Source organism: Pseudomonas sp. p106 (genome assembly GCF_003936645.1).
Lineage (GTDB): Bacteria > Pseudomonadota > Gammaproteobacteria > Pseudomonadales > Pseudomonadaceae > Aquipseudomonas > Aquipseudomonas putida_E.
In genome coordinates this window covers 202,833-216,734 of the sequence record NZ_RHQR01000005.1, presented here as the reverse complement: position 1 = coordinate 216,734, position 13,902 = coordinate 202,833, and the positions used below count along the sequence as shown (strand labels likewise).

Genomic DNA, 13,902 nt, shown 5'->3' with positions numbered 1-13,902 from the left:
AAAACCGGCTCATATGAGCCGGTTTTTTTTTTGCACCCTGCTTCAGCCGTTGAATACTTCGTCAACGCTGTTGAGCGGGTAGTGCTTCGGATATGGCAGGGTAGCCACGCCGGATTCGATGGCAGCCTTGGCTACGGCATCGGAAACGACGGTGATCAGGCGTGCGTCCAGCGGCTTCGGAATGATGTACTCACGGCCGAATTCCAGGCCTTCAACGCCATAGGCTTCGCAAACTTCCTTAGGCACCGGCAGCTTGGCCAGGTCCTTCAGGGCGATAGCGGCGGCGATCTTCATTTCTTCGTTGATACGCTTGGCGCGAACGTCCAGGGCACCACGGAAGATGAACGGGAAGCCCAGCACGTTGTTGACCTGGTTCGGGTAGTCGGAACGACCGGTAGCCATGATCACGTCGTTGCGGGTGGCATGAGCCAGCTCTGGCGAGATCTCCGGGTCCGGGTTCGAGCAGGCGAACACGATCGGGTTGGCAGCCATCGATTTCAGGCCTTCCGCGCTCAGCAGGTTCGGGCCGGACAGGCCAACGAACACATCGGCACCGTCCAGGGCATCAGCCAGGGTGCGCTTGTCGGTAGCGTGAGCGAACTGGGCCTTGTACTGGTTCAGGTCGTCACGGCCAGCGTGGATCACGCCGCTACGGTCGATCATGAAGATGTTTTCGACCTTGGCGCCCATGCTGACCAGCAGCTTCATGCAAGAGATGGCGGCAGCGCCGGCACCCAGGCAGACGATCTTGGCGTCTTCGAGCTTCTTGCCCGCGATTTCCAGGGCGTTGATCATGCCGGCAGCGGTAACGATAGCGGTGCCGTGCTGGTCATCGTGGAACACCGGAATATCGCACTGCTCGATCAGGGTGCGCTCGATTTCGAAGCACTCGGGTGCCTTGATGTCTTCGAGGTTGATGCCACCGAAGGTGATCGAGATGCGGCGAACGGTGTCGATGAAAGCTTGCGGGCTTTCCGACTCGACTTCGATATCGAACACGTCGATACCGGCGAAACGCTTGAACAGAACGCCCTTGCCTTCCATGACCGGCTTGGAAGCCAGTGGGCCAAGGTCACCCAGACCGAGGATGGCGGTGCCATCGGAAATAACTGCAACAAGGTTGCCCTTGCCAGTGTATTTGTAGGCCAGCTCAGGATCACGGCCGATTTCACGCACCGGTTCTGCAACACCTGGGCTGTAGGCCAGGGCGAGATCGCGGGCGGTGGCGGTGGGCTTGGAGAGCTCGACGCTCAGTTTCCCCGGACGAGGTTGAGCGTGGTATTCGAGAGCGGCGGTTTTCAGGTCTGACATGGTGGGCATTCCGCTATTTACTGTTCTGACGGACCGCCGAGGATACGCAAAGAGCCGGGGAGCCACAAGACTGGTCGGTCACTTGTGTCAAGGCCTTTAGCCTACGACTTTACGCTATAACACACGGGGGCATTCGAACAACAGTGTGTACAATCCAATAGCGAAATGTCTACATCTTTTCAGCTTGAAATGCGTTCCAGCATGCTCGGATCGGTGATTGGCAACACCCAGCGTCGCTGCCCCGGCTTGAGCCCACCCTTGCGGGAACGATCCAGCACCCAACCCCGCGCCTCGACCTGGCGTCCTTTGAGGTTATCGAAGAAGCCGACGGGGAAGTTGCGTTGCAGACGAGCGGGAACTTGCAGCACCACGTCAGTTTCAAGTTCCAGCCAGACTCCACCGCGATTGCGTGCAATATTCCGGATGCTGCCGCCGATCACCGCGAAGCCCGACTGGCGAACCTGGCTGGCGCGAAGTACCGGTGAAGGGCGCCAAAGGCCAGCGCCTGCCTTGCGCGCCGATTGCTCGGCCACTCGCTGGCACGCCACCAAACGCACATTGGGCGCAACCGCGACGCGATAGCCAAGCCCTTCGCCAAGCAATCGGGCTTCAAGATTGTCGCCACTGCGGGCGTAAACGTGTGCCAGCGTGCGGCCGTACTTGTCCTTGGGCTCGACGCCGAGCACCAAGCCGACACGGCCGTCGCTGGCTTTGACCAAGGCTTGCAAACGCCGCTTGGCGGCCTCGGCAAAAGGTTCGCTGGTGCGCCCCTTGCGCCCTATCTCCGGGGCGTTGATGCCAATCATGCGCACGCTGCGACCATCGGTAAGGCGCAGGGTATCGCCATCGACCACCTGACGCACCGCCACGATCTGCGGCCTGTCCGGCAATGGGCAAAACGCCAGGGCCGGCACTTGCCAGAGCGCGCCCACAAAAAAGGCGCCCACAAGGGGCGCCTTTTTCAGCAACAACGCGAAGCCCGAAGGATTCGCCATGCGCATGATTACTTCTTGGTACCGAACATACCGAAGCGATCGGCGAAGCGCTGAACGCGACCACCGGTGTCCAGCACTTTCTGCTTACCGGTGTAGAACGGGTGGCACAGGTTGCAAACGTCGATCGCCAGGGTGCTGCCCAGGGTCGAACGGGTTTCGAATTTGTTGCCGCAGCTGCAGGTCACAGCAACTGCTTCGTAGTTCGGATGAATATCAGCTTTCATGGTCACTTCCTCGAGCTGCGTGCCGCCACCCAACACCAATTGTTGAATACCGCACGTAATTAGGCGGGGAATAATACCAGAGCGCCGCGTCGACGCAAGTTGTCGCTTGCACCGACTGTCGTCTGATAGGCTCGCCAGTCTTCGAAACGCCCTGCGAGACCTTACGCGTGTCCGACGTCATCCTGCGCCTTGCCCTGCCCTCCCCCCTGCGTCGCCTGTTCGACTACAGGGCGCCGGCGAGCATGGCGCGCCAGGCACTCACCCCGGGAATGCGCATCCGGGTGCCGTTCGGCCGCCGCGAGATGATCGGCGTGCTGGTGGAGGTCTGCGACCACAGCGAGGTCCCTGCCGACAAGCTCAAACCGGCCAGCGCCCTGCTCGACCCGGTTTCACCGGTGCCGGCGCCGCTGTTCAAGCTGTGCCTGTGGACGGCCCAGTACTACCAGCACAGCCTCGGCGACACCCTGAGCTGGGCCTTGCCCACCTTGCTGCGCCAGGGCGAGCCGGCCGAGATGCGCCAGGAGCGCTTCTGGCACGTGGCCCCAGGTGCCCGCCTGGAAGACCCGCGCATCGCCCGCGCACCGCGCCAGCGGGACGCCCTCAGAACGCTGGCGCAACACCCGCACGGCGTTGCGCACAGCCTGCTGAGCAAGCTCAACCTTAACAAGGACAGCCTTGACCTGTTACTGGCCAAGGACTTGGTTCAGCTCGAAGTACGCCGCCACCTGCCGGATCAACGCCATGAGCACTGGCTGGCCCAGCCGGAACTGCCGCTCAACGAAGAACAGCGAGTGGCCTTCGAGGCCGTGCGCGATGGCTTTGGCAGCTTCAATGCGTTCCTCCTGGCCGGCGTTACCGGCAGCGGCAAGACCGAGGTCTACCTGCAACTGATCCGCGAAACCCTGGAAGCCGGCAAGCAGGCGCTGGTGCTGATCCCGGAAATCAACCTCGGCCCGCAAACCCTGGCGCGTTTCGAACAGCGTTTCAACGCACGCATCGCCTTGGTGCATTCGGCCGTCAATGACCGCGAACGCCTCGACGCCTGGCTGGCGGCGCGAGATGGCGAGGCGGATATCATCATCGGCACGCGCTCGGCGCTGTTCACTCCCATGAAGAACCCGGGCCTGATCATCATCGACGAAGAACATGACGGCTCTTATAAGCAGCAGGAAGGCCTGCGCTACCACGCCCGCGACCTGGCGATGGTGCGCGCTCACCAGGAGAACATCCCGATCCTGCTCGGCTCGGCCACCCCTTCGCTGGAAACCCTGCACAATGCCCTGACCGGCCGCTACCGCCTGCTGCGCATGAACCAGCGCGCAGGAGGCGCGCGCCCGCCACGCATGTTACGCCTGGATGTGAAAAGCCTGCCGCTGGACAGCGGCATCAGCGGCCCGCTGCAACAGGCCATCCGCCAGACACTGGAAGCAGGCCAGCAGGTGCTGGTTTTCCTCAACCGCCGCGGTTTCGCCCCGACGCTGCTATGCCACGACTGCGGCTGGCTCAGCGAATGCCCGCGCTGCGATGCCCGCATGACCGTGCATCAGCGCGCCGGCGTACTGCGCTGCCACCATTGCGGGTACGACGAACGCCTGCCGCACCAGTGCCCCAAGTGCGACCATGTCGACTTGCGCCCGGTAGGTGCAGGCACCGAGCGCGCCGAGGAACGTCTGAAGGTACTGTTCCCCGATTACCCGATCCTGCGGGTCGACCGCGACAGCACGGCGCGCAAAGACGCGATGCACAATTTGTTCAGCACCATTCAGCGCGGCCAGCCGAGCATCCTGGTCGGGACGCAGATGCTGGCCAAGGGGCATCACTTTCCGCGGGTGACCTTGGTCGCGATTCTCGATGCTGATGGCGGGTTGTTCTCCGGCGACTTCCGCGCCACCGAGCGCATGGCCCAGCTCATCGTGCAGGTCGCCGGGCGCGCGGGGCGTGCCGAGGAACCCGGCAAAGTGGTCATCCAGACGCACCTGGCCGACCACCCGCTGCTGGTGCAGTTGACCGAGCAAGGCTACTTCGCCTTTGCCGAACAGGCGCTGGACGAGCGCCGCGCCGCTGGCCTGCCACCGTATTCCCACCTTGCCCTGCTGCGCGCCGAAGCGCACAAGCCAGGGCAGGCCGAAGGTTTTCTCGACGAAGCCTGCAGCGCCGCGCAGCGCCTGGTGACCGAGCAGCGCTTGCCCGGCATTGAACTGTTGGGCCCGGTGCCTGCTCCGATGGAGCGCAAGGCCGGGCGCTTCCGTGCGCAATTGCTGATACAGGCCGAAACCCGGGCACCGCTGCATCGACTGATCAGTGCCTGGTTGCTAGTGTTGGAGCAGCTTCCAGGCGGGCGGCAAGTACGCTGGTCGCTGGATGTCGACCCGGTCGACCTATATTGAGCTGTAAGCTGCAAGCAAGAGCAAGAGCAAGAGCAGGCCGGGCGATGGCGTTTGTTCTTGCAGCTTGAAGCTTGCAGCTCAAAGGTTGGCAACCCGGCCCCAGCAACGGATAATGCCCAGTTTTTCCACCTGCGCACCCAGGCGCTCCACCGCGCTAGCGGTCGAAAAGAGATCCCCATGAAAGACACCATTCGCCAGCTGATCCAGCAAGCCCTCACCCAACTCGTCACCGACGGTGTGCTGCCTGAAGGGCTGTCGCCGGCGATCCAGGTGGAAAACGCCCGGGACAAGACCCACGGCGACTTCGCCAGCAACATCGCAATGATGCTGGCCAAGCCGGCTGGCATGAAGCCGCGCGACCTCGCCGAAAAGCTGATTGCAGCCCTGCCGGCCAGTGCCGACATCAGCAAGGTCGAGATCGCAGGCCCAGGCTTTCTGAACTTCTTCCAGAACACCGACGCCCTGGCCAACCGCCTGGACGCCGCCCTTGCCGATGCGCACCTGGGTGCGCGCAAGGCTGGCCCAGCGCAGAAGGTGGTGATCGACATGTCGGCACCGAACCTGGCCAAAGAGATGCACGTCGGCCACCTGCGCTCCACCATCATCGGCGACAGCGTCGCCCGCGTGCTGGAGTTCCTGGGTGACCAGGTCATCCGCCAGAACCACGTGGGCGACTGGGGTACTCAGTTCGGCATGCTGCTGGCCTATCTGGAAGAAAACCCGATCACCAGCGACGAGCTGTCCGACCTGGAGAACTTCTACCGCGCCGCCAAGAAGCGCTTCGACGAGTCCGAAGAATTCGCCACCCGCGCTCGCGGCCTGGTGGTCAAGCTGCAGGCCGGCGACCCTGAGTGCATGGCGCTGTGGACGCGCTTCAAGGACATTTCGCTGTCGCACTGCCAGAAAACCTACGAGCTGCTCAACGTCAAACTGACCATGGCCGACGTGATGGGCGAAAGCGCCTATAACGCCGACCTCGCCAACGTGGTTGCCGACCTCAAGGCCAAAGGCCTGCTGGTCGAGGACCAAGGCGCCCAGTGCGTGTTCCTCGAAGAGTTCAAGAACAGCGAAGGCGAGCCGCTGCCCGTGATCGTGCAGAAGGCCGACGGCGGCTACCTGTACGCCACCACCGACCTGGCTGCCGTGCGCTACCGCAGCAATGTGCTCAAGGCCGACCGCGCGCTGTACTTCGTCGACCAGCGCCAGGCACTGCACTTCAACCAGGTGTTCGAAGTGGCGCGCCGCGCCGGTTTCGTCGGCCACCCGATGCAAATGGAACACATGGGCTTCGGCACCATGAACGGCGCCGATGGCCGCCCGTTCAAGACCCGTGACGGCGGCACCGTGAAGCTGATCGACCTGCTCACCGAGGCCAAGGAACGTGCCTACGCACTGGTCAAGGAGAAAAACCCGAGCCTGGCCGAGGACGAATTGCGCCACATCGGTGAAGTGGTCGGTATCGGCGCGGTGAAATACGCAGACCTGTCCAAGCACCGCACCAGCGACTACAGCTTCAACTTTGAGCTGATGCTCAACTTCGAAGGCAACACCGCGCCCTACCTGCTGTACGCCTACACCCGCGTGGCCGGCGTGTTCCGCAAGCTGGGCAAGGGCTTTGACGAGGTGGAAGGCCGCATCGTCCTGCAGGCTGCACACGAGCAGGACCTGGCTGCACGCCTGGCGCAATTCGGCGAGATCCTCAACAACGTCGCGGACAAGGGCACCCCGCATGTGTTGTGCACCTACCTGTACGACCTGGCCGGCCTGTTCTCCAGCTTCTACGAGAATTGCCCGATCCTCGCCGCCGAAACCCCCGAGCAACAGCAGAGCCGCCTGCGCCTGGCAGCCCTGACGGGTCGCACCCTGAAGCAAGGTCTGGAACTGCTCGGCCTGGAAACCCTGGAGCGCATGTAAGTTGGCTGCCAAGAAAAAACCAGCTCCCAAGCGCGGTGCAAGCCGCACCCAGGCACCGGCCAAACAGCCGATCCCCGGCTGGATATGGCTGGCAGTCGGCCTGACGGTCGGCGCCTTCATCGTCTTCCTGATGAAGCTCGAGCCTGGCGGTGGCGATATCAAGCGCGCCAAGCCCGAGCAGCAGAAGCCCGAGAAAGTTGCCGAGGCGGGCAAATCAACCGCGGCCGCTACGCAGCAGCCGGTAAAGCCCAAGTATGACTTCTACACCCTGCTGCCCGAGTCGGAAGTGATCGTGCCGCCAGAAGCCGTGCCTGAGAAGACGCCGCCTGTCCCAGCCCAGCCGGTCACACCGGTCACACCTGCCGAAGCGGCGAAAATCGATACCGCGCGCGCCCAGGCTGCACTGTTGGGCCAGACGCCACCCCCGGCTCCGCCAGTGATCAAACCTGCGGCCACCACGCAGTACTTCCTTCAGGCCGGCTCGTTCCGCAAACAGGCCGACGCCGACAAGGTGCGGGCGCAGATCATCCTGTTGGGCCAGACGGTGAAGGTGGAGTCGGGCACGGTCAAGGATGAAACCTGGTACCGCGTGCTGGTCGGCCCATACAGCAACCGTGAGCAGTTGACCGGTGCGCAGAAGCAACTGGCCGGAGCGGGGTTCAGTAACCTGCTACTGCAGCAGCGCCAGACCCGCCAGTAACGAAAAAGGCCTTGTCGCTCAGCGTGACAAGGCCTTTTTTGTGCTCAACGGCGTTCAGCGTTGGCTTGGGAAACCTGGCTGTTCAGCGTCCAGAAGTCATACAGCACACCCACCAGGAACAGGCCACCGGTGAAGAAGTAGATGATCGCGGTGATCCACTTGCCCTGGTACAGGCGATGCACGCCAAAGATGCCGAGGAAGGTCAGCAGTACCCAGGCAATGTTGTAGTCGATGCGCCCAGACTGAAAACGCAAGTCAGCCTCGCGGTCCATCGACGGGATCAGGAACAGGTCGATCAGCCAGCCTATGCCAAGCAGGCCCAGGGTGAAGAACCAGATTGTTCCGGTGATCGGCTTGCCGTAGTAGAAACGATGCGAGCCCGTGAAGCCGAAAATCCACAACAGATAGCCGATGACCTTGCTATGGGTGTCGTGGAACGGCGCCCCTTGTTCATAACTGTTCATTCATAGCCCCCATGGGTTAGCCGAAAATTTTCTAAAAAAAAATGTGACTTTTGCGTCGCAGGCCGACGTACGGCAGCATGACAATCGACAAACGGATCAGAAATTGATCAAAAAGCTGTTATAAAGTTGCGCGCCAATACCAAAACCAATACCAAAACTTCACAAGAGCTTCATCTATGCCGCCTTTGTTCAAGACATGGCTGACCCTCTGCCTATTATTGCCCCTGGCCGCCCACGCCACCAACCGTGAGCAACGTCTTCCCAACGGTTTCACCGGCTATACCACCAATGCCACGGTGAAACACGTGCCCAGCAAGCACACCGCCTTGCGTGCACGCGCCAACAACGCTGGCCAGGTGCCAGTGGCTGCCATGTCGCCGAAACAGAGCAGCGACGTGCTCAGCCGCGCCGTGAATGTGCTCGGCACCCCTTATGTTTGGGGCGGCAGCAGCCCTAAAAAAGGCTTCGACTGCAGCGGGCTGGTCAAGTACGCCTTCAATGACGTGGCTGATGTCGACTTGCCGCGCACCTCCAATGCCATGGCAAAGGGCCACGGCGTGAAGGTGGCCAAAAGCGATCTCAAGCCTGGCGACCTGATCTTCTTCAACATCAAGAGCCGCCGCGTCAACCACGTAGCCATCTACCTGGGCAACGATCGCTTCATCCATGCACCGCGCCGCGGCAAGCGGGTAAGCATCGACAACCTGAGCAAGCCTTACTGGCAGAAGCACTATGTCGTGGCCAAGCGGGTGTTGCCGAAGGCGCCGCAGCAGTTGGCCCTGGCCAAGCGCTGACCTGGCAAGGCAACCGATGGATTGCTGGGGCCACTGCTACACGGCCCCGATCAACCCTTGGGTCTTCAATCGCTGCAACGCCCCCTCCATCGTCCGCATGCCCTGCGCAGCACCCGCCTGCATCACCGAATTCAATTGCGCCATACGCCCCTCGCGGATCAGGTTACGTACCGCAGGCGTTCCCACCAGCACCTCCCGGGCAGCCACCCGCCCACCCCGCACACACTTGACCAGCACCTGCGCCACAACCATACGCAGCGACTCCGCCAACATCGCTCGCACCAGCGGTTTCTCCTCGGCGGCAAACACCTCCACCAGCCGGTCGACACTGCCAGCAGCCGAGCGCGTATGCACCGTTGCCAGCACCAGGTGCCCGGTCTCCGCAGCCCGCAACGCCAGGCGAATCGTCTCCAGGTCGCGCAATTCGCCTATGACGATCACATCCGGGTCCTGACGCAGCGCGCTGCGCAGCCCTTGGGAAAAGTCGCGGCAATGCCGACCGATTTCTCGCTGATTGATCAGGCTTCGCTGGCTGTTGTGGATAACTTCGACAGGGTCCTCGAGGGTGATGATGTGCAAGGACCGCTGCCGGTTCAGCTGATCGATCAGCGTCGCCAAGGTGCTGGATTTTCCACTGCCGGTAGGCCCGCCGAGCAGAATCAGGCCGTCAGTCCACTGTGCAACAGACCGAAACACATCTTCCAGGTCAAGCTCGTCGAGCGTCGCAATCCGCTTTGGGATCAAGCGAAAGGAGGCCGCCGGGCCATTCAACTGGCGGAACAGGTTCAGGCGAAAGCGCCCGAGCGAGGGCAGCTCCAGTGCCAGGTCCTGCTCATCACCTTGCGCCCACTGCTGGCGCCGGCACTCATCGAGCAGCGGCGCCAGGGCATCGGTCAACGCCGCTGGCGTCAAGTTCGGTAGCGCCATGCGCCGCAGCTCACCATCCACGCGCAGCATCGGTATCTCGCCCGCGGCCAGGTGCAGGTCACTCGCCCCTGCATCGCCAGCCCGGGCCAACAGGTCAGTCACGTCCATGAGACTCCCCAACAGCCATCAAGCAGGTAGAATGCCGCTGACTCCTGAGCCAACGGCATCGATCCATGTCCACCATAGCACACAACCTTTGCGCCCTTGCCGCCCGTATCGATAGCGCAGCCAAGGCCGCTGGACGCGACCCGGCCAGCCTTCAGTTGCTGGCCGTCAGCAAGACCAAACCGGCCAGTGCCATCCGCGAGCTGCATGCCGCAGGTGTATGCGATGTCGGTGAAAACTACCTGCAGGAAGCCCTGGCCAAGCAGGAGGACCTGCGGGACTTGCCCTTGATCTGGCACTTCATCGGCCCCATTCAGTCGAACAAGACCAAAGCAATTGCCGAACATTTCGACTGGGTACACTCCGTGGACCGCCTGAAGATCGCCCAACGCCTGTCTGAACAACGCCCCCCAGGCCTGCCGCCTCTGAATATCTGCCTGCAGGTGAATGTCAGCGGCGAGGACAGCAAATCGGGGTGCGCCCCCGAGGACCTGCCGGCACTGGCCAATGCCGTGGCCGCACTGCCCAACCTGCGCCTGCGCGGGCTGATGGCGATCCCCGAACCCAGCGAGGACCGCGCCGAGCAAGAAGCCGCCTTCGCTAGCCTGCGCCAGCTGCAGGAGGGCCTGAATCTTGGCTTGGACACCCTGTCCATGGGCATGAGCCACGACCTGGAAGCCGCGATCGCGCAGGGTGCGACCTGGGTGCGTATCGGCACCGCCCTGTTCGGCGCCCGCAGCTACGGCCCCGCCTGATTCCATGCTTTACTCACTCTTTCCCTCAAGGACCTGACATGAGCAAGACACGTATTGCCTTCATCGGCGCCGGCAACATGGCTGCCAGCCTGATCGGCGGCCTGCGCGCCCAGGGCCTGGACGCCACGCAGATCCGCGCCAGCGATCCAGGCGCCGAGACCCGCACCCGGGTCCAGGCCGAGCACGGTATCGAGGTATTCGAAGACAACGCACAGGCCATCGCCGGAGCCGACGTGATCGTCCTGGCAGTCAAACCGCAGGTGATGAAAACCGTCTGCGAGGCCCTGCAGCCGAACCTGCAGGATGGCCAGCTGATCGTTTCGATTGCCGCCGGCATCACCTGCGCCAGCCTGCAGGCCTGGCTCGGCGCCCGCCCGGTAGTGCGTTGCATGCCCAACACGCCGGCCCTGTTGCGCCAAGGCGTAAGCGGGCTGTATGCCACCGCCGAAGTGACCAGCACACAGCACCAGCAGGCCGAGCAGCTGCTATCGGCCGTGGGCACCGCCTTGTGGCTTGAGCATGAACACCAGCTCGATGCCGTGACAGCTGTCTCGGGCAGCGGACCGGCCTATTTCTTCCTGCTGATCGAAGCCATGACTGCCGCCGGCGAGAAGCTTGGCCTGCCACGCGAAACCGCTACCCAGCTGACCCTGCAGACCGCACTGGGTGCCGCGCACATGGCGGTGGCCAGTGACGTTGACGCCGCGGAGCTGCGTCGCCGGGTCACTTCGCCAGCCGGCACCACAGAGGCCGCAATCAAGTCGTTCCAGAGCAACGGTTTCGAAGCCATCGTCGAGCAGGCACTGGCAGCCGCGGCGAAGCGTTCTGCCGAGCTGGCCGAGCAATTGGGCAAATAAGGAGTATTAGATGAATGCATTGTCGGGCGCCGCGATCTTCGTGGTGCAAACCCTGGTCAGCCTGTACCTGGTGATCGTCCTGCTGCGCTTCGTGCTGCAGCTGGTAAAAGCCAACTTCTACAACCCGCTGTGCCAGTTCGCGGTGCGCGCCACGCAACCGCTGCTCAAACCGATCCGTCGCATCATCCCAAGCGTCGGCGGCCTCGATACCTCGTCTCTGCTGCTGGCGGTGGTGATCCAGGCTCTGCTGATGGGCTTTGTGCTGATGGTGACCTACGGCACCTTCGGTGATGTGCTGCACCTGCTGATGTGGGCGATCATCGGCATCACCTCGCTGTTCCTGAAGATTTTCTGGGTCGCGATGATCGTCATGGTGATCGTGTCCTGGGTCGCGCCGAACAGCCACAATCCTGCGGCCGAGCTGGCCTACCAGATCAGCGAACCCGTGCTGGCGCCGTTCCGCCGTATCGTGCCCAGCCTGGGCGGCATGGACATTTCGCCGATCTTCGCCTTCATCGCGATCCAGGTGCTGCAATCGTTTGTCATGCCACCGCTGGCAGCCTATGCCGGCATGCCACAGGAACTGTGGCGGATGATCTGAGCCCTGTTGCTCCCGGCGGCAAGCCTTTGCTTGCCGCTGGGGGTAGCGCTCTTTAGACTTACGCCTCCGTCAAGCGTGAGCAGGGTCGATGTCCACTGTCCTTCCCGAAGATTCCGTCGGTCTGGTTACACCGCAAACAGCCCGGTTCGATGAACCGCTGGCCCTGGCCTGTGGCCGTTCTTTGGCCAGCTACGAGCTGGTCTACGAGACCTACGGCACCCTGAACGCCAGCGCAAGCAATGCTGTGCTGATCTGCCATGCCCTCTCTGGCCATCACCACGCGGCCGGCTACCACGCCACCACCGACCGCAAGCCCGGCTGGTGGGACAGCTGCATCGGCCCTGGCAAGCCGATCGACACCAACCGTTTCTTCGTGGTCAGCCTGAACAACCTCGGTGGCTGCAACGGCAGCACCGGCCCCAGCAGCGTCAACCCCGCCACCGGCAAGCCGTATGGCGCCGACTTCCCGGTACTGACCGTTGAAGACTGGGTACACAGCCAGGCACGCCTTGCCGATCGCTTGGGCATCCGGCAGTGGGCGGCCATTGTCGGCGGCAGCCTCGGCGGCATGCAGGCCCTGCAATGGACCATGACCTACCCCGACCGCGTGCGCCATTGCGTCGATATCGCCTCGGCACCAAAGTTGTCGGCCCAGAACATTGCCTTCAACGAAGTGGCGCGCCAGGCCATCCTCACCGACCCCGAATTCCACGGCGGCTCGTTCCAGGACCAGGGCGTGATCCCCAAGCGTGGCCTGATGCTGGCGCGTATGGTCGGGCATATCACCTACCTGTCCGACGACTCGATGGGGGAAAAGTTTGGCCGGGAGCTCAAGAGCGACAAGCTCAATTACGACTTCCACAGCGTCGAATTCCAGGTCGAGAGCTACCTGCGCTATCAGGGCGAAGAGTTCTCTGGCCGCTTCGACGCCAACACCTACCTTCTGATGACCAAGGCGCTGGATTACTTCGACCCGGCGGCGGCCAATGGCGGCGACCTGGCCGCGACCCTGGCCCACGTCACAGCCGACTACTGCATCATGTCGTTCACCACCGACTGGCGTTTCTCGCCGGCCCGTTCGCGCGAGATCGTCGATGCCCTGATGGCGGCACGCAAGAACGTCTGTTATCTGGAGATCGACTCTCCTTACGGGCACGATGCCTTCCTGATCCCCACGCCTCGCTACATGCAGGGTTTCGCGAACTACATGAACCGCATCGCCATCTGAGGACAGCATGAGAGCCGACCTGGAAATCATCCACGACTGGATTCCCGCCGGCAGCCGGGTACTCGACCTGGGCTGCGGCAGTGGCGAGCTGCTGGCTTCGCTGCGTGATCGCAAGCAGGTCACCGGCTACGGCCTGGAGATCGACCCCGACAACATCGCCGCCTGTGTAGCCAAAGGCGTCAACGTCATCGAGCAGGACCTGGACAAGGGCCTTGGCAACTTCGCCAGCAACAGCTTTGACGTAGTGATCATGACCCAGGCTCTGCAGGCCGTGGAGTACCCCGACCGCATCCTCGACGAGATGCTGCGGGTAGGCCGCCAGTGCATCATCACCTTCCCCAACTTCGGCCACTGGCGTTGCCGCTGGTACCTGGCGACCAAAGGCCGCATGCCGGTTTCGGACTTCATGCCGTACACCTGGTACAACACCCCGAACATCCACTTCTGCACCTTTGCCGACTTCGAACAGCTGTGCCATGAGCGCCGCGCCAAGGTCCTGGACCGCCTGGCCGTCGACCACTTGCACCGCAATGGGTGGGGCGGCCGGCTTTGGCCTAATCTGTTAGGGGAAATCGGCATTTACCGCGTCAGTAGCCCCGGCCTGCAGGAGCACCAGCTCGCGGTCTGACGCCCAGCAGAG

At 62.7% G+C, this 13,902-nt stretch carries 14 protein-coding genes; 9 read left to right on the top strand and 5 right to left on the bottom strand.

Annotated elements, in window-relative coordinates; translation table 11 throughout:
- Positions 1 to 42: 42 nt before the first annotated feature.
- From EGJ09_RS08920 to rpmE, 3 genes are all read right to left on the bottom strand, one after another.
- Positions 43 to 1,311, bottom strand: a complete 1,269-nt coding sequence (locus tag EGJ09_RS08920; RefSeq protein ID WP_039603148.1) for a malic enzyme-like NAD(P)-binding protein — start codon at positions 1,309 to 1,311, stop codon at positions 43 to 45.
- A 179-nt stretch (positions 1,312 to 1,490) separates the two neighbouring features.
- Positions 1,491 to 2,312 (bottom strand): thermonuclease family protein, encoded by an 822-nt coding sequence (locus tag EGJ09_RS08915; protein WP_046787048.1) that lies wholly within the window; start codon positions 2,310 to 2,312, stop codon positions 1,491 to 1,493.
- 2 nt (positions 2,313 to 2,314) lie between these two features.
- On the bottom strand, positions 2,315 to 2,530 hold the full coding sequence (rpmE, locus tag EGJ09_RS08910; RefSeq protein ID WP_012312321.1) for a 50S ribosomal protein L31: 216 nt from the start codon (positions 2,528 to 2,530) through the stop codon (positions 2,315 to 2,317).
- A gap of 167 nt (positions 2,531 to 2,697) precedes the next feature.
- On the opposite strand from rpmE, the gene EGJ09_RS08905 reads away from it, so the two are divergent.
- The 3 genes from EGJ09_RS08905 to EGJ09_RS08895 all read left to right on the top strand — a co-directional run bounded on the left by EGJ09_RS08905 (position 2,698) and on the right by EGJ09_RS08895 (position 7,531).
- Positions 2,698 to 4,917 (top strand): primosomal protein N', encoded by a 2,220-nt coding sequence (locus EGJ09_RS08905; RefSeq protein WP_119688130.1) that lies wholly within the window; start codon positions 2,698 to 2,700, stop codon positions 4,915 to 4,917.
- Between the two features lie 177 nt (positions 4,918 to 5,094).
- On the top strand, positions 5,095 to 6,831 hold the full coding sequence (argS, locus tag EGJ09_RS08900) for an arginine--tRNA ligase (protein ID WP_115273369.1): 1,737 nt from the start codon (positions 5,095 to 5,097) through the stop codon (positions 6,829 to 6,831).
- Position 6,832: 1 nt separating this feature from the next.
- Entirely contained in the window at positions 6,833 to 7,531 is a 699-nt protein-coding gene (locus tag EGJ09_RS08895; RefSeq protein WP_046787045.1) for an SPOR domain-containing protein, read from the top strand.
- A gap of 44 nt (positions 7,532 to 7,575) precedes the next feature.
- Here the strand turns inward: EGJ09_RS08895 and EGJ09_RS08890 are convergent, their stop codons facing one another.
- Positions 7,576 to 7,995, bottom strand: coding sequence for a TM2 domain-containing protein (locus EGJ09_RS08890; RefSeq protein ID WP_039602507.1), 420 nt, complete (start codon positions 7,993 to 7,995; stop codon positions 7,576 to 7,578).
- Between the two features lie 176 nt (positions 7,996 to 8,171).
- Here EGJ09_RS08890 and EGJ09_RS08885 point away from each other — a divergent pair, with 176 nt between their 5' ends.
- Entirely contained in the window at positions 8,172 to 8,789 is a 618-nt protein-coding gene (locus tag EGJ09_RS08885) for a C40 family peptidase (protein ID WP_046787044.1), read from the top strand.
- Between the two features lie 36 nt (positions 8,790 to 8,825).
- Here EGJ09_RS08885 and EGJ09_RS08880 read toward each other — a convergent pair whose 3' ends face one another.
- A complete protein-coding gene (locus EGJ09_RS08880) occupies positions 8,826 to 9,824 on the bottom strand; it encodes a type IV pilus twitching motility protein PilT (protein ID WP_125923641.1) in 999 nt (332 codons plus the stop codon).
- Positions 9,825 to 9,889: 65 nt separating this feature from the next.
- On the opposite strand from EGJ09_RS08880, the gene EGJ09_RS08875 reads away from it, so the two are divergent.
- The 5 genes from EGJ09_RS08875 to metW all read left to right on the top strand — a co-directional run bounded on the left by EGJ09_RS08875 (position 9,890) and on the right by metW (position 13,890).
- Positions 9,890 to 10,576 (top strand): YggS family pyridoxal phosphate-dependent enzyme, encoded by a 687-nt coding sequence (locus EGJ09_RS08875; RefSeq protein WP_125923640.1) that lies wholly within the window; start codon positions 9,890 to 9,892, stop codon positions 10,574 to 10,576.
- A 38-nt stretch (positions 10,577 to 10,614) separates the two neighbouring features.
- Positions 10,615 to 11,433, top strand: coding sequence for a pyrroline-5-carboxylate reductase (proC, locus tag EGJ09_RS08870; RefSeq protein ID WP_125923639.1), 819 nt, complete (start codon positions 10,615 to 10,617; stop codon positions 11,431 to 11,433).
- 10 nt (positions 11,434 to 11,443) lie between these two features.
- A complete protein-coding gene (locus EGJ09_RS08865) occupies positions 11,444 to 12,034 on the top strand; it encodes a YggT family protein (protein ID WP_046787040.1) in 591 nt (196 codons plus the stop codon).
- Between the two features lie 88 nt (positions 12,035 to 12,122).
- A complete protein-coding gene (locus EGJ09_RS08860; RefSeq protein ID WP_046787039.1) occupies positions 12,123 to 13,262 on the top strand; it encodes a homoserine O-acetyltransferase in 1,140 nt (379 codons plus the stop codon).
- A gap of 7 nt (positions 13,263 to 13,269) precedes the next feature.
- The gene (gene metW, locus EGJ09_RS08855) at positions 13,270 to 13,890 is read left to right on the top strand and encodes a methionine biosynthesis protein MetW (protein ID WP_012312310.1); all 621 of its coding nucleotides are present in this window, start codon (positions 13,270 to 13,272) and stop codon (positions 13,888 to 13,890) included.
- Positions 13,891 to 13,902: the final 12 nt, after the last annotated feature.